Source organism: Myroides sp. N17-2, from assembly GCF_002286775.1.
GTDB lineage: Bacteria > Bacteroidota > Bacteroidia > Flavobacteriales > Flavobacteriaceae > Flavobacterium.
The window spans coordinates 47957-67583 of sequence record NZ_NSGJ01000001.1 but is presented as its reverse complement, the minus strand read 5'-3'; the positions used below and the strand labels follow the sequence as shown (position 1 = coordinate 67583).

Below are 19627 nucleotides of genomic sequence, written 5' to 3'. Positions count from 1 at the left end.
GATGAGGTTGTAAATTTGTAATACAAAAACAAAGAGATATGAAAACAAGAAATATTAAACAAATCGTAGCACCACAGCCTGCACACTTTGTAGGAGATGGTTTTAGAGTGCATAACTTTATACCAAGTATGCCAAATATGAATATGCAACAAATGGATCCGTTCATTATGTTTGATTACAATTCAAAATATACATTCGGTCCTTCAGAAATACCTAGAGGAGTAGGTGTACACCCACATAAGGGATTTGAGACAGTGACTATCGCTTATAAAGGACGTGTAGAGCACGGAGACAGTAGTGGAGGTGGAGGAGTTATTGGTGAGGGTGATGTACAGTGGATGACTGCTGCTTCTGGAGTATTACACAAAGAGTTTCACGAAACGGAATGGAGCAAAACAGGTGGAGAGTTTCAGATGGTACAGCTTTGGGTAAACCTTAAGAGAGAAGATAAGAAGGGACCTGCTAAATATCAAGCTATTGAGAATAAAAGTGTAGCGAAGTATCCTTTAGAAAATAATATGGGAGTAGTAGAAGTAATAGCAGGAGAGTATAACGGTACTAAAGGTACAGCGACTACATTCTCACCTATACATATGTACAATCTAAAAGCAAAAGCAGGTGCAAGTACTAACTTTGCTTTCCCAAGTGGATATACTACCTTATTATTAGTATTAGAAGGGGAAGTAAAAGTAAATGGAGAAGTGGTCTTAACAGATCACGTAGCACTTATGGAAAGAGAAGGAGAAGAGTTCTCTGTTGAGGTGACTAAAGATGCTGTAGCACTTGTGATTTCTGGAGAACCATTAAATGAGCCAATTGCACACTATGGTCCTTTTGTAATGAATACATCAGATGAATTAGTACAAGCAGTGGATGATTTTAACTCTGGGAAATTCGGGGACTTAATATAATTAAAATGTCATAATAAGTAGTGAGGCTATATTTTTATAGTGGTTTTGTTTTGGTTAAGGGAGAGGAGTTGATTACCTCTCCTTTTCTTTTTTGTATGTAAAATAGCTGTTTATAGCTATTGCATATTTAGTAAGTATGGTTTTACATTTGTGCATTAATAGACAGGTATGAAAAAACTTAGTATAATAGTAGTAGCACTATCTCTTTTTACAGTTAGTTGTAAGGATAAAGAAGCAGAAACAACAGTGGTTGAAGAAAGTCAAGTAGTAACTCCACAAGAACAACCACAAGTCACAGAATTAAAGTTATCTGGTGACAATATGGATATCTATCTAGAGTCAGAGAATAAGATGATGTTGTCTCTAGGTGAAGCAGATCAGTTACGTCTTCAAAAGGCAGTTCAGATTATTGGAAATCTGAATGTGATCTACGCAGAAGATGATGGAATAGACCATGACAAAACAGATGCTGCATTCTTAAAGCAAGTAGGAGGTAAAACATTTAAAGAAGTCTGCGTAGTAGCAGAAGCTTATTTAAAAGCAGATCAACAACGTGAATTTGATCGTATCAATACACTATTAGGTAGTATAAAAGATCCTAAGGCTACTTCTGATACACAACGTTATAATGAAGCACAGCACGATCTTAAAGAAGCTAATAAAATACCTGTTACATTAGATGCTTATACATATAGTGAAGAGTGTTTTTTATAGTTAACAGTTGATGGTTAACAGTTGACGGTTAACAGTTGACGGTAGTAGAGGCGGCCATACATTGTGTCTACCACCCAGTAACTATAATATAGATAATCTTTTATAAAATAAATAAGCCCATTGCAACGCAATGGGCTTATTTATTTTATGGTTGAGGTTGTAACTAACAGTCTACAGCTGTTAACTGTAAACCGTCCACCGTTAACCTATAGTAACTTGTGCATTTGATGAAAATGTCTGTCATTGTGATAAACCACTATACGTAGACCATCACCTACTTTTAGTTTAAACCAAGTAGAAAACATTGTAGTAATTCCCTTTTTATTTAATACTTCTATAGGCATTATACTTATAATCTCTTTTAAGGTAATTAGATTGTTCTCCATCTCAGAGAGAACAACTATTGATAAGTTGTTGTTATTAATAGGATTAGTGTTTTTTGGGCTTTTAATCTTCTTTTGGTTTTCATTATACTGTAGTACATTAGCAAAGTAATTACCAACAATGCCAGGTTTGAACTCTTGATTAGAAGTACTTATATGTAGCTTAGTTGCAACAGTAAACTGAGGCAAGTAGAAATCGAAGTAATGGTTGAGGTGTGCTGCACATTGTAGAATATTCCATTGTTCTAAAGTAGGAGCATACTCTAATTGAGCGATGGGAAGTTCTTTTATTCGTTGTAATTGCTCTATATGTTTCTCCGTAAGTAAACGTAATTCATCTAATACTTGTTGGTTTGTCATAGCTTATCATATTTGTAGCAAAGGTGCAATAATACTTTATTGCAAATCTTGATTCAAATCAAGCTTTTTTAATCGAGAGAATGTCTCTGGTGTCATTCGTAAGTAACGAGCGATGTACTTCTGTGGTACTTCTTGAAACAAAGTAGGAGAACGATGTAGAACCCTTCTGTATCTATCAATTGGTGAATCTGTCAACAAGTCTATTTCTCTTTCTTGAAACTGCATTACAAGCTTCTTTAGTCTTTCCATATCATTTAGTAATGCTGTTGTTTCTTCAAGTGAAGGAACCATAACTTCGGTCTGTCTAATGGCTTGGAGGTAATACACGGTAGGTTGGTGAGTTATCAAACTATCTAAAGCACAGATATAACTTCCTTTATATCCAAAACGGATAATGCGCTCCTCACTTTGATCTAAGATATAGAGTTGTAGACATCCACTTACGACATAGTATAATAACGTATTTACATCACCTGCTTGAAAGAGGTAGTCTCCTTTTTTAAGCGTGATGCTCTTTGCCTTGTCAGTCGTTAAAGGAGGTATGCTCATAGATAAAATAATTTAGCTAACAGCTAACGGTCTACAGCTGTTAACTGTAAACCGTTCACCGTTAACCTATAGTAAACCTGCTCTTTTTAATAAAGCATCAGGTGTAGGTTCTTGTCCTCTGAACTTTTTGTATAATGTCATTGGATGATCTGTACCTCCTTGAGACAATACATTATTCATAAACTTAGTAGCAATCTCTTTATTAAAGATACCATTCGCTTTAAAGTAAGCGAATGCATCAGCATCTAATACCTCTGCCCATTTATAGCTATAATATCCAGAAGAATATCCACCTTGGAAGATATGTGAGAATGAAGGACTCATCGCGTTTTCTGCTACATCAGGATATTGTTGAGTTGAAGCGAACTGTGTTGATTCGAACTCTTTTAAACTCTTGATAGCAGTAGGGTCTTGTCCGTGCCAAGCCATATCTAATAATCCGAAACTCAATTGACGCATTGTAGCCATTCCCTCTAAGAAGCTTGCGCTCTCTTTAATTTTTTCGACTAATTCCATAGGGATAGTCTCACCCGTTTGGTAGTGCTTAGCGAATAGCTCTAAAGCCTCTTTCTCATAACACCAGTTCTCCATTACTTGACTTGGTAACTCTACGAAGTCCCAGAATACATTAGTACCTGATAGTGAAGGGTAAGTAGTATTGGCTAATATTCCGTGTAATGCATGTCCGAACTCGTGGAATAAAGTCGTTACCTCATTAAATGTAAGTAACGAAGGCTTAGTAGCTGTTGGCTTAGTGAAGTTACACACATTAGAGATATGTGGTCTTTCATTAATCCCATCTTTCATATATTGATTCTTGAATGAAGTCATCCAAGCTCCGTTTCTCTTTCCTTTACGTGGGAAGAAGTCAGTGTAGAATACAGAGATAAACTCTCCTTGCTCATTCGTAACCTCAAAAGTACGTACGTCAGCGTGGTATTTCTCTATATTGTGTACTTCTGTGAATACTAATCCGTATAACTTATTTGCCACTTGATAAGCTCCATCTAATACGTTCTCTAATTGGAAGTAAGGTTTTAATAACTCATCATCTAAGCTAAAACGCTCTTGTTTTAACTTCTCAGAGTAGTAAGAACCATCCCATTTCTCTAAGCGGTCTATGTTGTCTAATTTCTTAGCAAATGCAGTTAACTCCTCAAACTCTTTATCAGCAGCAGGCTTTGCCTTTGCTAACAACTCATTTAAGAACGCATTTACCTTATCTGGGCTTTGTGCCATACGCTCTTCTAATACGAAGTGAGCGTGTGTAGCATAACCTAGTAGATTAGCTCTTTCGTGACGTAGGTTAACGATGTTTAATACATTCCCTTCGTTGTTGTGTTCATTGTCTTGAAATGCTTTTTTACCTGAAGCAATCGCCATTTCCTTGCGCAATTCACGATTATCAGCATACGTCATAAACGGAATATAACTTGGATAGTCTAATGTGAATACCCAACCCTCTTTTCCTTCTTGCTCAGCTAGTGCTTTCGCTTCTTCTATAGCACCTTCTGGTAGTCCCGCTAAGTCTTGCTCAGCAGTAATGTGTAGTTGGTATTTATGTGTCTCCGCTAATACGTTCTCTCCAAACTTAAGAGCAGTAGTTGATAATTCTGAGTCTATAGCTCTTAAACGTTCTTTCTTATCCTCTGATAACAACGCACCATTGCGTACAAAGCTTTTATAATTCTTTGTCAACAGGGTTTCTTGTTCAGTATTTAAGTTCAAGTTGTCTTTTTGTTCATAGACTGCCTTGACACGTTTAAATAGCTCTTCATTAAGTGAGATATCATTGCCTAGTGCTGATAACATTGGGGCTACTTCTTGTGCTATTTTTTGCATCTCATCATTTGTCTCTGCAGAGTTGAGGTTAAAGAAAATATTAGATAACACATCTAATTCCATCCCTGAGTAAGCTAATGCTTCTAGTGTATTCTCAAAAGTAGGAGTAGCACTATTAGAAGTAATAGCGTCTATTTCGTTCTTTGTATCTTGTATTTTTTTTTGAAAAGCAGGTATATAGTCTTCCGTTTTAATTTGAGTAAATGGCGCAGTGCCGTGTACTGTGTTAAATGGATTATTTAATGTCGACATAAGTTTTAATTTCTCTAAATTATTATACTATAAAAGTAAGGTTTTTTTAAAGAACGCAATGTTAGGGATAGTTTAAAAGTTTAGCTTGTACCTTAAATCTGCAAATAACATTTAAACGAGAATGAATTGTACAAAACAGAGCAAAATTAGGGATTAAAGCACACTGTAGTGTGGTTTTAGAGCTAATTGAAGCTATGTAAAGTAGAATTTATTCATAGTAAATGGTTGTTGCAGATTTAAGGTTGTTGTATTTACCGATAGTTTAGCTCCATACAAGTTCCTATTTTAGTATGATATACGTCTATTTTAAAATATTAAAGTGATTTAGAGTAAAAGTGGAATGTTTTTTGCACTATATGAGAATAATCACATATTAATAGTACCTTAGAGCTGAAGTAAATATTTAAACGAGAATGAATTGTACAAAACAAGGCGGTATTAGCGAGTAAAGCAAACTGTAGTGTGGTTTTAGAACTAATTAAAGGTATGTAAAGTAAAATTCGTTCGTAGTAAATGATCATGGTAGATTTAAGGTAATAGTTAAATTAATATGTTTATTCTAATAGATAATTAATCAATGTACTATGTTGGAAATTACAACAGAGGATCTAGAAATCCTAAGAAGTGAAGTTAAGGAAGCAAAAAGAGTAGGAACCCTTACAGAGAAACAGCTAAAGGTAATTTACAATAATAAGTTGTTTAATATGTTTGTACCTAAAGAATTCGGAGGATTGGGACTTCATTTAATAGAAGCTTTACAGGTGGAAGAGCAGTTAGCTAGGATAGATGGAAGTCTTGGATGGACTGTAACGATGTGCTCTGGAGCTAATATGTTTGTTGGCTATTTAGAGAGCTTTATGGCTAAGATGATTTTTCAAGACAGTAAAGTATGTTTTGGAGGAAGTGCCCAAATAGATGGTATAGCCACTGTATCTAAAGATGGTTATATCATTAATGGTATGTGGGATTATATCGTTGGATTGCCACATTGTACAGTACTAACATTGAATTGTCACATTGAGGATAAAGGTAAACTACTATATAAGGCTGATGGTTCACCTTATTTTAAGAGCTTCTTTTTGTTTCCTAAGGAGGTGACTATTATTGAGGATTGGAAGTCTATAGGACTACGTGCTACAGCGAGCAACAGTGTGAAAGTAAATAAGTTTAGGGTCAGTGAGAATAGGGCTTTTGAGATAGATAGCACGAACCCTGTTATTAAGGATCAAACCTATCAATTTCCCTTTGAGCAGTTTTCTCTACTTACATTAACAGCTAATCATCTTGGAATGCAGGAGCATTTTATGGATGAATTAAGAAAGTACTTTACAGGTGAATTATACAATAAGTACTTTGAGTTTAAAGATGAGATTTTCTATCAATATGAAGAGAAGTTCTTAGAACGCAGAACAGATTTTTACAGTATAGCAAGTGATGCTAGTAAAGAAATATTATTAAATGGTCAGTTATCTTCAGAAATGATAGTTAACATTGATAAGATGTGTAAAGAACTAGTGTATAAAGGACGTAATTCTATTCTAAAAGTTGTCCCTTATCTTGGGATGGCGGTGATGGACTATACTACAGAAATGAATCAGATCGTAAGTGATCTTCTTACTGCAAGTCAGTTTAATCTGTTATTACCAGAAAATTTAGAATAAAGAAAAAGATATAAATAGAATGTATTTTATCGGTACTACTGAAGAGGTCTCTTTTGTTTATAGTGTTTTAATGCGGTAGCTTTGTTGTTGACAAAACAACATATTATGAGACAATATATAAGTGATACTGATGTGCAAATACTTAAAGACAATATAACTAAATCAGAAGAGATTGGCCATCTAACAGAGGAACAACTAGAAGTGCTGTATAGAAACAATTTATTCAATTTATTTGTACCTAAACAATATAATGGATTAGAATTAGACTTTATAGATGCATTAAGAGTAGAAGAACAGTTAGCAGCTATCGATGGAAGTTTAGGATGGACTGTTACGCTATGTTCAGGAGCTAATATGTTTGTGGGCTTTTTAGACCCTAATGAAAGTGATAAAGTTTTTCAGAATGCAAAAGTGTGTTTTGGAGGAAGTGGTAAAGTAAGTGGAGTAGCAAAAGAAGAAGATGAATGTTATCTTATTAATGGTACATGGGATATTGTTACAGGACTGCCTCATTGTACCTTGTTTACAGTGAATTGTCACCTTGAAATCAATGGGACATTACAGTATGATGTAGAAGGAAGACCTGTTTATAAGTCATTTTTCTTTTTGCCTTCTGAAGTAACGACTAAGAGCAGTTGGGATACTTTAGGGTTAATAGCGACTGGTAGCCATTCTATCATAGCAAAGGAAGTACGCGTGCCTAAAACACGTAGCTTTAGTATCACTAGGGAGGCATGTACCATCGATACGCCACTATATAAGTTCCCATTTTATCCTTTTGCTAAATTCACATTATCAGTGAATCAAGTAGGAATGCAAAAACACTTTTTACAAGAGATGGAGGTTTACTTTAATCAACTTAAAGGCGGAGTATATGAACAATTCCAAACAGAGTTGTTAGTTAAATTAAATAGAGCATATGATATTCGTAAAGAAGCTTTTTATAGTCTAGCGTCTTCTACATGGCAGAAAGTACAAGAGGGAATTGATTTGACAGATGAGGAGTGTGATGCCATCAATAAACTCTGCAAAGAAGTTGTTTATCAAGGACGAGATGAAGTGATACAAAATCTACCATATCTTGGGATACATGGAGTGAGTAATAGTTCTCCTATCAATAGAATAGTAAGAGATATGCTAACCGCATGTCAACATAGCTTGTTTCTTTGATTACGAATTTGTTGTGCGTGTTAGAAGTGTTTTGTTTATGAGAGTACTTACTGAGTACTTGAATTTATATATTAATAGTTAATTTGTATTTGATTATTGTATATTTTTTTTGTTGATGAGGATTAATTTTATCATTATAATTTTAAATGCATTAATATGAAAAATGTAGTTCTTTTTATCAGTTTGTTATTTGTAATGGCTTGTAGTAGTAATGATGAATTAAAACCAATGGTTATTGATACTTATTATACTATTATGCTTAAGGATGTAAGTGGTAACAATTTGTTAGATCCTTCATTTAAAGGCTCATTCGCTCATAAGGAAATAATATTATATGGTGCAGATGAAAAAGGTGTAAAAACATCTGTTGTTCTCGAAAAGGGAACTAACGTAATAAAGTCTGTATCTATTAATGGTAAGGATGAATATTATATAGGAGTAAATGTTGGGTCATATGTTGCTCCTAATAAGAGTATAGTATACTTGTTATTGCCAAATGGCGACTTAGATAGGTTAGAAATGAAGTATAAACAGAGGGGAGATAGTAAAATGAAATATGAAATTTATTATAATGATAAAATGATATGGAGTGAAGGAGGCGTTGATTCAAGTTTTGTTATAATCAAGTAAATAGATATAAAAAAGGGAATAGTTGATAATCTTTATAGATCGATTTATCACTTATTCCCTTCTTTTGTATGTAAAATAATTCGTAATTATTTTATGCTTTCTGCTGCCTTAAGAACAGCTTCTTTTAGTCCGTTTTTATACTCAATCATTTTGTTTAGAATATCTTGGTCTTGACTACCTAAGATTTGTAATGCTAGTAACCCTGCGTTCTTAGCGCCATTAAGAGCTACTGTAGCTACTGGTACACCACCTGGCATCTGTAAGATAGACAGTACGCTATCCCATCCATCGATAGAGTTGCTAGATTTAACAGGTACACCGATCACAGGAAGTGGAGACATAGAAGCCACCATACCTGGTAAGTGCGCTGCACCACCAGCTCCAGCGATGATCACGTTATAACCACGTAAATGTGCATTAGCCGAAAAGTCAAATAACTTCTCAGGTGTTCTGTGAGCAGATACGATATCTACATCTACTTCCACACCGAATTCTTTAATAATATCGATTGCATCTTGCATTACAGGCATATCAGATGTACTGCCCATTACTACTGCTATTTTCATAAGATTTATTTGCTGATTACTTTAATAGTTTCTTTTACAGTTTGAGCTATTTGTCTAGCCTTAGTCATATCGCTATTCACGATAGTTACGTGTCCCATCTTTCGGAACGGACGAGTTTCTCTCTTGCCATAGATATGGGGAGTAACTCCATCTATCGCTAAGATATCTTCCATCCCCTCGTAGAAAACCTGACCTGTATACCCTTCGGCACCTACTAAGTTAACCATAATACCTGCCACTTTACTATCCGTATTCCCTAAAGGCAATCCTAGAATAGCGCGAATGTGTTGTTCGAATTGTGATGTATAACTCGCTTCGATAGAGTAGTGTCCAGAGTTGTGTGGACGTGGAGCTACCTCATTAACTAAAACATCGTCTTCTTGTGTTTGGAACATCTCCACAGCAAGTAATCCTACATGGTTAAACTTCTCTGACACTTGAAGTGCGATAGCTCTAGCCTTATCAGCCACAGCAGTATCTATACGAGCAGGGCATATTACATACTCTACTTGATTCGCCTCAGGATGAAACTCCATTTCTACCACCGGATAAGTCTTAATCTCTCCAGTAGCAGAACGCGCTACGATAACAGCTAATTCATTTTTAAAAGGAACCATTACTTCTGCGATACACTCTACATTAGGCAATGTATCAAGATCAGTAATCGTGCGAACTACTTTTACTCCATTACCATCATAACCAAACTGTGCACATTTCCATACGAATGGCATAGTTACCTCATTTGCCACTGTAGCAGCCTTAAGTTCTTCTATCGTAGAGAATCTCTTATAAGGAGCAGTAGGGATGTTATGAGTAGTATAAAAGTCTTTTTGATTTCCTTTATTTTGGATAAGACGAAGCGTTTTGGGAGAAGGGAATACTTTTAGCCCTTCCTCTTCTAACTTATCAAGAGCGTCTAAGTTTACGTTTTCTATCTCGATAGTCAAGGTGTCAACTGTCTTACCAAAGCGATAAACAGTCTCAAAATCCATTAAATCCCCTTGAAAGAATTGGTGCGCACCATATTGTGCAGGTGCATCTTTGCTAGGATCTAATACATTAGTCGCGATGTCAAATTTGCGAGTGTCAGATAGGAGCATCTTTCCTAATTGACCTCCTCCTAATATTCCCAAACGGAAATCAGTAGAAAAGTAATTCATTGTGTAGTTGTATTGTTATTGAGCAAAGATAAATTAAAAATATAAAAGAGGCTGTTTAAAATTTACTCACCAAAAGGTTTGCTTTTTTATTGTGAAAATAGCTCTTGAATACAGTGAGTTTTACTATTTGTATAAGTTTGAGAAAGGAAATAAAAGATGAACAGTAAAATTGTAGAGATAAGATTAGAATCTAAGTAATAAATAATTTTATGTTAAGTTGTTGGTTTTTAGGGTTTTTGAGTGGTAAAAATACAGTGGTCGCATAATGGTCGCATAGTGGTCGCATAATGGTCACATAGTTTTGGCACTTTTTGATGCGACCATTATGCCATCAAACTTCTATCATTGTGCTATCAGTATATTTTGATATGTGGTGTGGTGCATTGTGATTACTGTGTGGACGTGGATGGTACGGATTACTCTATCACCACGCCGCCTGTCCCATTTACTAAAAGCATCTACTAGATGTTTTCTTAACGATCTGTCCTGCGCTAGCGCAAGGTTTGTGGATGTAGATTGTGGCAACTGTGTAGAGTCTTATGTGAGAGGTTTCATTCTTCAATATGAAATGGAATGTGGCGATAGTATTTCCGCTTGCTATGTTCTCCTGACGTAAGAAAGGATCTCATTATACGTGATAAGTATTACTCAATGTATTGTGAATATAATCGCTATATATTGGCGTTTGTTTTGTATGGGAAGGTGAATAGGAAGTTTAAAAACCTTTTGTTTTAAGACAGTAATTGTCAATGTGTTATTGCTTATAAAAATAAATGAGAAATTGTGGTTGTTTGATTTTTGATAATTATTTGAGGGGTTCTTTGTTTTTGCGACATTTGTTGTTTTTATTTTATAATTAATGTGAATTATTGATATTAAGTTTAATTTAGTGTGTTTTGTTTGGTTTTTGCTTAGTTGTTATTTGTAAAGTTTTATTAAATAAATATTTTTAAGTTAAAAAAATTAACTTATATTTGAAACAACAAGCGAGTTAAAGAAGGACTCGTTTGAAATTGGAAATTACGTTTTAAGTAGTGAAAATAATCTCAACAATGAAACTATAAACTTTGGTTTTAGAGTTAGATTGAATTAGTTTGTTTTAGGCGTAGCGTTTTTTAAAACGCTACGTTTTTTTTATTTCAAAAACGGAATAGTACAAATGGTTAATAACTTGATTATAGATACGTGTTTTTTTAATTTTAGAGGTAATTCCTTTGCATAGAAACGAATAAAGCTGTATTCTTTTTGTATATTTGCAAATTACGAACAACTTCAACACAATGGAAATACAAGTATTAGATAAAGTGTTCGTTCCTTTTATATCAGCGGAACGAATCGATACTAGATTGCGTGAAATCGCAAAACAGATAGAAGCGGATATGAATGGTGATGTTCCTGTATTCATAGGGGTTCTGAACGGATCGTTTATGGTTGTTTCTGATTTAGTGAAGTATTATGAAGGAGCCTGTGAGATGAGCTTTATTAAAATGGCTTCTTATATTGGGACACAATCGACTAACCAAGTTAATCAATTACTAGGACTTGATATTGATGTTACTGATAGACGCATAATTATTTTAGAAGATATCGTGGATACAGGTAATACTTTAGTAGCGCTTAAGAAGTTATTTGATCAACATCGTCCAAAAGAAATACGTATTTTTACACTATGTCTTAAACCAGAAGCGTATAAAAAGGATATTCCTTTAGATTATGTAGCGTTTGAGATTGAGAATAAGTTTATCGTAGGATATGGAATGGATTACGATAAGCATGGTAGAAACCTACCAGAGATATACCAAATTAAAGAATAAAGATTAGACTAACAGAATAAACAGTAGATAATGATTGCAATAGTTTTATTTGGAAAACCAGGGGCTGGGAAAGGTACACAAGCTGAGTTTTTAAAAGAAAAATACAATTTAACACATATCTCTACAGGAGATGTTTTTCGTTATAATTTAAAGAATGGTACGGATTTAGGTAAACAGGCTCAGGTATATATGTCAGAGGCTAAGTTAGTTCCAGATGAAATAACGATCAATATGCTAGCTAATGAAGTGGAAAAGAATATGGATAAAGATGGTTTTTTATTCGATGGTTTTCCACGTACAATAAAACAAGCAGAAGCATTAGAGGCATTACTTAAAGAAAAAAATATTAGACTTGCTGGTACTGTAGCACTAGAGGCTAATGATGATATCTTGGTAGCACGTATCTTAGAAAGAGGAAAGACTAGCGGTAGAGCAGATGATCAAGATGAAGCTAAGATAAGATATCGTTATACAGAGTATAATGAAAATACAGCACCATTAATAAAGTATTACCAAGATAAGAATGTATTTCACGCTGTAGATGGTATCGGTAGTATCGAAGAAATTACAGGACGATTAAGTAAAGTTATAGATACTTTAATATAACGTACTCTATTACATTAATTAAAAAATATTACCTTTGCCGCCCGATTCCGATTGTATGGGATAGTTTAGGGTTAAAAAATTATAGGAAATGACTGAAGGGAATTTTGTCGATTACGTAAAGATATATGTGGCTTCTGGTAAGGGAGGTAAGGGGTCTATGCACTTACACAGAGAAAAGTTTATAGAAAAAGGAGGACCTGATGGAGGTGATGGTGGTCGTGGTGGTCACGTTTATATTGTAGGAAACGAAGGTCTATGGACGTTATTTCACCTTAAATTTGCTCGTCATATTAAGGCGGGACACGGTGGAGATGGTGGAAGTTCTCGTAGTACGGGATCTGATGGTGACGATAGGATTATCGAAGTGCCATTAGGAACTGTAGTAAAGGACAAAGAAACAGGAGAAGTATTATTCGAAATAACTGAGCACGGTGAGAAGAGAATCGTGGTAGCAGGTGGTAAAGGAGGGTTAGGTAACTGGCACTTTAGATCATCTACTAACCAGACTCCTCGTTATTCGCAGCCAGGGATGCCTATTAATGAAATGGACGTCGTATTAGAATTAAAAGTATTAGCTGATGTAGGATTAGTAGGATTCCCAAATGCAGGTAAATCTACTCTGTTATCAGTACTTACTTCTGCAAAACCAAAGATAGCTGATTACCCTTTCACAACGTTAAAACCGAATTTAGGTATCGTATCTTATAGAGATTTTAAATCTTTTGTTATAGCTGATATTCCTGGTATTATCGAGGGAGCGGCTGAAGGAAAAGGTTTAGGTCACTACTTCTTAAGACACATTGAAAGAAACTCAACATTACTGTTTATGGTACCTGCTGATGCAGAAGATATCGCCAAAGAGTATGAGATTTTAGTTGATGAACTTAGAAGATATAATCCAGAGATGCTGGATAAAGACCGTCTTTTAGTAATTACGAAATGTGATATGCTAGACGACGAGTTACAAGGAGAGTTAAAAGAGCAGTTAGATGCTGAATTAAACGAAGTACCATATATGTTTATTTCTTCTGTTGCTCAACAAGGGTTGACAGAGCTAAAGGATAAATTATGGGAAATGTTGAATAGATAATATTTTATTAAGAGAATAGTCTTCTATTCTCTAATAAGGAGACTAAGGGTGAGAAAAATGTATTGGTAATTATTGTATTACTGATGGTTAGACGTTAATTTCTGTTTTTTTTTGTATATATTTACGACAAACTGAAAATATATATTTAGAGAAATAAAAAAAATATGCTAACATTACTTTTTCTCACTTTTGTTCTTGCTTTTGTAGTACTATTTCTAAAAAAGTTCGTACAAAGTAAATTTGTTGCATTAATATCCCTACTTCCATTTTCAATTTTTTTATATCTATTATCTTTTTTACGTTCTGTAAAAGATGGAGTGAATAGTGTGCTATATACATCTGAGTGGGTACCGTCATTAGGTATCAATTTAGATTTTAAGATAGATGGATTATCGCTGTTATTTGGATTATTGATTTCAGGAATTGGAACGCTGGTATATTTATATGCATCTTCTTATTTAAGAGGGCATCCTCTGCTACATCGATTTATTTGTTACCTCACTATCTTTATGGGGGCGATGTTAGGAGTGGTTACTTCTGATAACCTTATAACCTTATTTGTTTTTTGGGAACTTACTAGTATAAGTTCGTTCTTCTTAATTGGATTCAACAATGAAGAAGAAGAGTCTAGAGCTAGTGCTCTATGGGCTTTAGCAATAACTGGATTAGGAGGTTTCTTTTTACTGACATTTGGTGTAATATTAGGGACTGTATCAGGTACCTACACGATAAGTGAATTACTTACACAAGGTGACGTATTAAAAGAGAATCCATACTATTTATTCATAATCATTCTTTTATTCGTAGCTGCCTTTACGAAGTCAGCGCAGTTTCCATTTCACTTTTGGTTACCAGGAGCGATGAAAGCACCTACTCCAGTATCGGCCTATTTGCACTCAGCGACTATGGTGAAAGCAGGGGTTTACTTACTAGCTAGATTTACTCCAATCTTAGGAGGGACTATGGAATGGAGTACGATATTATTAGTCGTAGGTGGAGTGACGATGACTTTCGGAGCTTTTCACAGTGTGTTTAGAAAGGATATGAAAGGTATATTAGCCTATTCTACTATTTCCGCATTAGGACTATTAGTATTCTTATTAGGGATAGGTACGGAATTAGCATTATATGCTGTGTCTGTATTTGTATTAGCACACGCTTTATACAAAGCAGCTTTCTTCTTAATTACGGGAATTATAGATCACGCATTACATACTCGAGATATTACTGAGTTAGGTGGATTGCGTAAATACTTTCCTCTGCTAGCAGTAGCAGGTGGGGTAGCTGCATTATCGTGTGCAGGTATACCTTTAACTTTTGGATTTATTGGAAAGGAGTTAATCTACGAAAGTGGATTACATTATCATGATTATAATCTTTCTTTAGTATTAGTAGGAGCATTGTTCTTTACTAATGTTTTCTTGACAGGTTCAGGGTTTTTAATAGGTATTAAACCATTCTTTGGCAAACCAGTTAAAGAGTTCTGTGTTTCACATAAGCCAGATTGGCGATTGTTAGCACCACCTATTGTATTAGGATTCTTTACCCTGTTATTAGGGATATTACCTGTGATAGCTTACAAAGAGATTATTCTTGCAACGTTTAGTGCTATCAATGGTAGTATGGTGGAAATGCCACTAGCGATATGGCATGGAGTAAATACAAGTTTGCTTTTAAGTGGATGTACTATTGTTTTAGGAACAGGAGTGTACTTCGCTTTCAAATGCTGGAAAAACTCAATGAGTGTTGTTGAGCGATTTGAAGTAGTATCACCTAAGCATATTTTCTCTATTATCATTGAGTTCTTTAGAATCTTAGCTTATCGATATACTTGGATTTTTCACAATGGATATTTGAGATCGTATCTAGCAGTGATTATTGTATTCTTTATAGGGTTAGTAGGATATAAACTTTTTACAGATGTACCATTAGCTGTTAATACAGTTGGGTTATCCGAATTTAGGGTATATGAACTAGTCGTGTTTTTGATTACGGTGGCAGCTGTATTATTTGCAATCAATACATCCTCTCGTTTAACGGCTATCGCAGCTACAGGAGTAGTGGGATATTGTATCTGTTTAATATTTGTGTTCTATGGAGCACCTGATTTAGGGATGACACAGTTCGCCATAGATACATTGACAACAGTATTGTTCCTACTTGTGATGTTTAAACTTCCAGCATTCTTAAAGCTTGGAAATAGCAAGATACAGTTTAGGGATGCTATTATAGCAATCTCTTTTGGTACACTGATTTCGATTATTACATTACAAGCATTAGTATCACCAGCGGATAAAGATATTAGTCGTTTCTATGCAGAAAATGCTTATGTATTAGCGAAAGGTAAAAATGTGGTTAATGTCATATTAGTAGACTTCAGAGGATTTGATACGATGATAGAAGGTATTGTATTATCTATCGCCGCTTTGGGAGTGTTCAGTATGCTAAAATATAAGGAAGATGAAGATTAAACCAAAACACGACGTTAGAAAGTTAAATTCGACTATTCTTAGAACAGCGACGAATTACTTGTTACCACTGTTATTATTGTTTTCTCTTTTTGTATTATTAAGAGGGCATTACCTATCAGGTGGAGGATTTGTGGGTGGACTTATAGCATCTATTGCTTTTGTATTACATTCATTAGCTTATACCACTCGATTAACATTGCGATTGTTCCAAGTACCTCCGCGTACTTTAATTCCTATAGGGTTGACATTATCTTTTATTAGTGGGTTCTTACCTGTAGTATTAGGGAAGTCATTTATGACAGGAGTGTGGTTTGCAGATAAAGTAGCGGTTATCGGTTCTGTAGGAACTGCTTTGTTTTTTGATATAGGAGTTTATTTAGTAGTAATCGGAGTAGTCTTGACGATATTGTTGACTATTTCAGAAGATGAATAAAAGATAGAATTATGGAGTTACTTTTAGTAGTATTAGTAGGGGTCTTATATTCTGCAGGTATATATTTGATTTTACGTAGAAGTATGGTCAAATTATTATTAGGGTTTATGATGTTAGGTAATGGAGCTAATATTCTTATCTTCTTAATGGGGGAGCTTACTAAAGGTAAGGCACCTATTATAAATGGTGAGAGTACAAACTTCACAGATGCTTATGCAGACCCTGTACCACAAGCATTAATATTGACAGCTATTGTAATTAGTTTTGGGTTAACTGCCTTCGCGATTATATTGTTGAAGAAAGTACACGAGACTACAGGAACAGACGATTTGGACTCACTTAATATACAAGATTTAGATATATGATTTCGAACTTTATATTAGCTCCCATATTCGTACATATGTTGACGGCGATCGTATTGTTATTCTTTTGGAAGAATGTACGTGCGCAAAAAACGATTAGTGTAATAGGTAACGTTATCGGCTTCTTTATAAGCTGGAGATTGTTTGCCTTGATTTGGGAGAATGGAAATATAACAATGCAAATGGGAGGTTGGCAAGCTCCATTTGGAATAACATTCGTAGGCGATACTCTTAGTGCAACTATGGTAATGCTTACAGCTATCGTCTCATTAGCGGTGGGAGTTTATTCAACGGCAGGTATAAATACAAGTCGTATACGCTATGGGTACTTTTTTATCTATCACTTCCTGATTATGGGATTGATGGGAGCTTTCTTAACTGGAGATATCTTTAACCTATATGTATGGTTTGAGGTAGTGATTATCTCTTCATTTGTCTTATTGACATTGGGAGGTAAAAAGAGACAGATGGAAGGAGCTGTAAAATATGTAACGATGAATATGTTAGCGTCAGCTATATTTCTGACAGCTATCGGTATATTATATGGTATCACAGGAAGTTTGAATATTGCCGACTTACCAGAGCACGTAGCAGCAGTAGAGAATAGAGGCCTTGTCACTGTGACAGCACTATTATTCTTTGTTGGGTTTGGTATTAAGTCAGCGGTATTTCCTATGTACTTTTGGTTGCCATCATCTTATCATACCCCGCCATCAGCTATCGGAGCAGTGTTCGGTGGATTGTTGACTAAGATGGGTGTGTATTCTATGATTAGGGTATTCACAGTGGTATTTAAGCCAGATGATTTTATGTTGCAGGTATTTGTCGTAATAGCAATATTAACGATGATAAGTGGTGCTTTAGGAGTAATCAATAAGCGTAATATTAGAAGGATTCTTTCTTATTTTATCGTTTGTCATATTGGTTATTTAATAGCAGGGATAGGGATGTATACAGAACTAGCATTCGTTGGAGTTGTGTTCTATTTAATCCACGACGTAATCGTTAAGAGTAATTTCTTTATGATGAATGGTCTGATACAAAAGATTCGTGAGACACAAGATATCTATCGTTTAGGAGGGTTTTATAAAGACTATCCTAAGTTGTCTATTGTGTTTGCTATCATCTTGTTTTCTTTAGCAGGTATTCCACCATTATCTGGGTTCTGGCCAAAGATTATGTTGTTTCAAGAAGCGTTCAAACAAGAGCATTATGTATTATTAGCGACGATGATCTTCGCTAGTTTTATCACTTTGTTTATTGTGGCTCGTATTTGGGCAGAAGTGTTTTGGAAAGATTTGCCTAAACCAAATGCAGAGGAAGTGGATCATTTTGCTCCATTTCACAAGAAAGGGCAATGGGCATTAGTAGTTCCTGTGGTGGGACTTGCAGTAGTATCATTGCTAATAGGATTTAAGGCATCATTTGTTTTTGAAGTAGCTCAACGAGTAGCTTATGAATTGATGAACCCATCAATCTATATTGATTCTGTAATGCATCATTTAAAATAGAAGAGTTATGCTAAAGTATTTTTTACTTAATTTATTACTGATGTTTGTCTGGGTAGCATTAACTGGACAACTGAATTACTCCAACTTTATCTTTGGTAGTGTCGCAGGTTTCTTCATTCTATGGATGTTGACACGCCGTTCTAAAGATGTGGATAAGCAGTACTTCTATCGCGTGCCTAAGATATTGATCTTTATCTTATACTTTTTGTATGATATGATGGAGGCGAACTTAAGAGTAGCGATAGATGTAATGACCCCTAAATATCATACTACACCTGGTATTATCAAATATCACTTAGATGCTAAGACTGATTTTGAGATTACAATGTTGACCAATATTATCGCATTGACACCTGGAACGATGGTAATCGATATAGCTGAAGATAAGAGTTATGTGTATATACATACAATGTATCTAACAGATAAAAAGAAGTTCATCAAGAACTTAAAGAAAAGAACAGAAACTAAACTATTAGAGATATTACGATGACAGTAGAAGAGTATTTTATATATGTGATAATGCCCATATTAAGTTTGTCTTTAGTCCTTATATTTATTCGTTTTTTAAAAGGACCTACTGTAGCAGATAGAGTAGTAGCATTGGATTTGCTGATTACTGTAGGAGTTGGTGTTATCGGTGTATTTAGTTTGATAGCAGATGATCCTGTGTTTTTAGACGTAGCGATGATTCTTGCACTGATTGCCTTTTTGAGTACAGTAGCTTTTTCTAATTACTTAATAAAGAGAAATAGAGATGATTGATATGTTTATTATGATATTAAGCACTGTAGGAGCAGTGTTTGTATTGATAGCTTCTATCGGAATAGTGAGGATGCCTGATTTTTATACAAGACTATCGATTACGATTAAAGCAGCTACATTAGGTATAGGTTGTATTTTAACAGGAGCAGCAATACACTTTGCAGAGTTCTCTACGACAACTAAAGTACTTGCGATCGTTTTCTTCTTGTTTATTACTTCACCTGTTGCGGCATTCTTGATTGCAAGGAGTGCATATATAACAGGGATAAAGTTGTGGAAAAGGTCTGTTGTAGATGAATTGCAAGACAAATATGACAATAGAAATAATATTCCGCGTAGCTGTCCTAAAGACGAAAGTGAGGAATAAGTGACATAATTTG

The 19627-nt window shown here is 34.9% G+C and carries 20 protein-coding genes; 15 read left to right on the top strand and 5 right to left on the bottom strand.

What is annotated here, in order from left to right; genetic code table 11:
• Positions 1-38: 38 nt before the first annotated feature.
• A complete protein-coding gene (locus CF599_RS00375) occupies positions 39-911 on the top strand; it encodes a pirin family protein (RefSeq protein ID WP_121964069.1) in 873 nt (290 codons plus the stop codon).
• Between the two features lie 168 nt (positions 912-1079).
• The gene (locus CF599_RS00370) at positions 1080-1625 is read left to right on the top strand and encodes a hypothetical protein (RefSeq protein WP_121964068.1); all 546 of its coding nucleotides are present in this window, start codon (positions 1080-1082) and stop codon (positions 1623-1625) included.
• 206 nt (positions 1626-1831) lie between these two features.
• Here the strand turns inward: CF599_RS00370 and CF599_RS00365 are convergent, their stop codons facing one another.
• The 3 genes from CF599_RS00365 to CF599_RS00355 form a co-directional block, all read right to left on the bottom strand.
• On the bottom strand, positions 1832-2368 hold the full coding sequence (locus CF599_RS00365; protein WP_121964067.1) for a DinB family protein: 537 nt from the start codon (positions 2366-2368) through the stop codon (positions 1832-1834).
• A 36-nt stretch (positions 2369-2404) separates the two neighbouring features.
• On the bottom strand, positions 2405-2917 hold the full coding sequence (locus CF599_RS00360; protein WP_121964066.1) for a Crp/Fnr family transcriptional regulator: 513 nt from the start codon (positions 2915-2917) through the stop codon (positions 2405-2407).
• Between the two features lie 66 nt (positions 2918-2983).
• The gene (locus CF599_RS00355) at positions 2984-5011 is read right to left on the bottom strand and encodes a M3 family metallopeptidase (RefSeq protein ID WP_121964065.1); all 2028 of its coding nucleotides are present in this window, start codon (positions 5009-5011) and stop codon (positions 2984-2986) included.
• A gap of 584 nt (positions 5012-5595) precedes the next feature.
• Here CF599_RS00355 and CF599_RS00350 point away from each other — a divergent pair.
• From CF599_RS00350 to CF599_RS00340, 3 genes are all read left to right on the top strand, one after another.
• Positions 5596-6672: an acyl-CoA dehydrogenase family protein gene (locus CF599_RS00350; protein ID WP_121964064.1), complete on the top strand. Its 1077-nt coding sequence runs from the start codon at positions 5596-5598 to the stop codon at positions 6670-6672.
• 105 nt (positions 6673-6777) lie between these two features.
• The gene (locus tag CF599_RS00345; protein WP_121964063.1) at positions 6778-7842 is read left to right on the top strand and encodes an acyl-CoA dehydrogenase family protein; all 1065 of its coding nucleotides are present in this window, start codon (positions 6778-6780) and stop codon (positions 7840-7842) included.
• Between the two features lie 156 nt (positions 7843-7998).
• Positions 7999-8472 carry a hypothetical protein gene (locus CF599_RS00340; protein ID WP_121964062.1) on the top strand — a complete coding sequence of 158 codons (474 nt, stop codon included), beginning with the start codon at positions 7999-8001 and terminating at the stop codon, positions 8470-8472.
• Positions 8473-8558: 86 nt separating this feature from the next.
• On the opposite strand, the gene purE is transcribed toward CF599_RS00340, so the two are convergent.
• Positions 8559-9038: a 5-(carboxyamino)imidazole ribonucleotide mutase gene (gene purE, locus CF599_RS00335; RefSeq protein WP_121964061.1), complete on the bottom strand. Its 480-nt coding sequence runs from the start codon at positions 9036-9038 to the stop codon at positions 8559-8561.
• Positions 9039-9043: 5 nt separating this feature from the next.
• The gene (locus CF599_RS00330; protein ID WP_121964060.1) at positions 9044-10198 is read right to left on the bottom strand and encodes a 5-(carboxyamino)imidazole ribonucleotide synthase; all 1155 of its coding nucleotides are present in this window, start codon (positions 10196-10198) and stop codon (positions 9044-9046) included.
• Between the two features lie 1280 nt (positions 10199-11478).
• Here CF599_RS00330 and hpt point away from each other — a divergent pair.
• The 10 genes from hpt to mnhG all read left to right on the top strand — a co-directional run bounded on the left by hpt (position 11479) and on the right by mnhG (position 19614).
• Positions 11479-12012: a hypoxanthine phosphoribosyltransferase gene (gene hpt, locus CF599_RS19760; RefSeq protein ID WP_121964059.1), complete on the top strand. Its 534-nt coding sequence runs from the start codon at positions 11479-11481 to the stop codon at positions 12010-12012.
• Positions 12013-12042: 30 nt separating this feature from the next.
• On the top strand, positions 12043-12618 hold the full coding sequence (locus CF599_RS19755; RefSeq protein ID WP_121964058.1) for an adenylate kinase: 576 nt from the start codon (positions 12043-12045) through the stop codon (positions 12616-12618).
• A gap of 88 nt (positions 12619-12706) precedes the next feature.
• On the top strand, positions 12707-13708 hold the full coding sequence (gene obgE / locus CF599_RS00315; RefSeq protein ID WP_121964057.1) for a GTPase ObgE: 1002 nt from the start codon (positions 12707-12709) through the stop codon (positions 13706-13708).
• Positions 13709-13872: 164 nt separating this feature from the next.
• The gene (mbhE, locus tag CF599_RS00310; protein ID WP_121964056.1) at positions 13873-16179 is read left to right on the top strand and encodes a hydrogen gas-evolving membrane-bound hydrogenase subunit E; all 2307 of its coding nucleotides are present in this window, start codon (positions 13873-13875) and stop codon (positions 16177-16179) included.
• A complete protein-coding gene (locus CF599_RS00305) occupies positions 16169-16612 on the top strand; it encodes a Na+/H+ antiporter subunit B (RefSeq protein WP_121964055.1) in 444 nt (147 codons plus the stop codon). The genes mbhE and CF599_RS00305 overlap by 11 nt, the downstream gene beginning before the upstream one ends.
• Positions 16613-16623: 11 nt before the next feature.
• A complete protein-coding gene (locus CF599_RS00300) occupies positions 16624-16977 on the top strand; it encodes a Na+/H+ antiporter subunit C (RefSeq protein WP_121964054.1) in 354 nt (117 codons plus the stop codon).
• Entirely contained in the window at positions 16974-18485 is a 1512-nt protein-coding gene (locus CF599_RS00295) for a proton-conducting transporter membrane subunit (RefSeq protein ID WP_121964053.1), read from the top strand. The genes CF599_RS00300 and CF599_RS00295 overlap by 4 nt, the downstream gene beginning before the upstream one ends.
• A gap of 7 nt (positions 18486-18492) precedes the next feature.
• On the top strand, positions 18493-18975 hold the full coding sequence (locus CF599_RS00290) for a Na+/H+ antiporter subunit E (RefSeq protein ID WP_121964052.1): 483 nt from the start codon (positions 18493-18495) through the stop codon (positions 18973-18975).
• Positions 18972-19247 carry a cation:proton antiporter gene (locus tag CF599_RS00285; RefSeq protein ID WP_121964051.1) on the top strand — a complete coding sequence of 92 codons (276 nt, stop codon included), beginning with the start codon at positions 18972-18974 and terminating at the stop codon, positions 19245-19247. The genes CF599_RS00290 and CF599_RS00285 overlap by 4 nt, the downstream gene beginning before the upstream one ends.
• Positions 19240-19614 carry a monovalent cation/H(+) antiporter subunit G gene (gene mnhG / locus CF599_RS00280; protein ID WP_121964050.1) on the top strand — a complete coding sequence of 125 codons (375 nt, stop codon included), beginning with the start codon at positions 19240-19242 and terminating at the stop codon, positions 19612-19614. The genes CF599_RS00285 and mnhG overlap by 8 nt, the downstream gene beginning before the upstream one ends.
• The last annotated feature ends 13 nt before the right edge of the window (positions 19615-19627 follow it).

Bases quoted from the DNA above. Each gene is read 5' to 3' on its own strand.
- CF599_RS00340 (WP_121964062.1), top strand. From the start codon at position 7,999: ATGAAAAATGTAGTTCTTTTTATCAGTTTGTTATTTGTAATGGCTTGT.
- purE (WP_121964061.1), bottom strand. From the start codon at position 9,038: ATGAAAATAGCAGTAGTAATGGGCAGTACATCTGATATGCCTGTAATG.
- CF599_RS19755 (WP_121964058.1), top strand. From the start codon at position 12,043: ATGATTGCAATAGTTTTATTTGGAAAACCAGGGGCTGGGAAAGGTACA.
- CF599_RS00300 (WP_121964054.1), top strand. From the start codon at position 16,624: ATGGAGTTACTTTTAGTAGTATTAGTAGGGGTCTTATATTCTGCAGGT.
- CF599_RS00330 (WP_121964060.1), bottom strand. From the start codon at position 10,198: ATGAATTACTTTTCTACTGATTTCCGTTTGGGAATATTAGGAGGAGGT.
- obgE (WP_121964057.1), top strand. From the start codon at position 12,707: ATGACTGAAGGGAATTTTGTCGATTACGTAAAGATATATGTGGCTTCT.
- CF599_RS00360 (WP_121964066.1), bottom strand. From the start codon at position 2,917: ATGAGCATACCTCCTTTAACGACTGACAAGGCAAAGAGCATCACGCTT.
- CF599_RS00355 (WP_121964065.1), bottom strand. From the start codon at position 5,011: ATGTCGACATTAAATAATCCATTTAACACAGTACACGGCACTGCGCCA.
- hpt (WP_121964059.1), top strand. From the start codon at position 11,479: ATGGAAATACAAGTATTAGATAAAGTGTTCGTTCCTTTTATATCAGCG.
- CF599_RS00370 (WP_121964068.1), top strand. From the start codon at position 1,080: ATGAAAAAACTTAGTATAATAGTAGTAGCACTATCTCTTTTTACAGTT.
- CF599_RS00365 (WP_121964067.1), bottom strand. From the start codon at position 2,368: ATGACAAACCAACAAGTATTAGATGAATTACGTTTACTTACGGAGAAA.
- CF599_RS00345 (WP_121964063.1), top strand. From the start codon at position 6,778: ATGAGACAATATATAAGTGATACTGATGTGCAAATACTTAAAGACAAT.
- CF599_RS00295 (WP_121964053.1), top strand. From the start codon at position 16,974: ATGATTTCGAACTTTATATTAGCTCCCATATTCGTACATATGTTGACG.
- CF599_RS00375 (WP_121964069.1), top strand. From the start codon at position 39: ATGAAAACAAGAAATATTAAACAAATCGTAGCACCACAGCCTGCACAC.
- CF599_RS00350 (WP_121964064.1), top strand. From the start codon at position 5,596: ATGTTGGAAATTACAACAGAGGATCTAGAAATCCTAAGAAGTGAAGTT.
- mbhE (WP_121964056.1), top strand. From the start codon at position 13,873: ATGCTAACATTACTTTTTCTCACTTTTGTTCTTGCTTTTGTAGTACTA.
- CF599_RS00285 (WP_121964051.1), top strand. From the start codon at position 18,972: ATGACAGTAGAAGAGTATTTTATATATGTGATAATGCCCATATTAAGT.
- mnhG (WP_121964050.1), top strand. From the start codon at position 19,240: ATGATTGATATGTTTATTATGATATTAAGCACTGTAGGAGCAGTGTTT.
- CF599_RS00305 (WP_121964055.1), top strand. From the start codon at position 16,169: ATGAAGATTAAACCAAAACACGACGTTAGAAAGTTAAATTCGACTATT.
- CF599_RS00290 (WP_121964052.1), top strand. From the start codon at position 18,493: ATGCTAAAGTATTTTTTACTTAATTTATTACTGATGTTTGTCTGGGTA.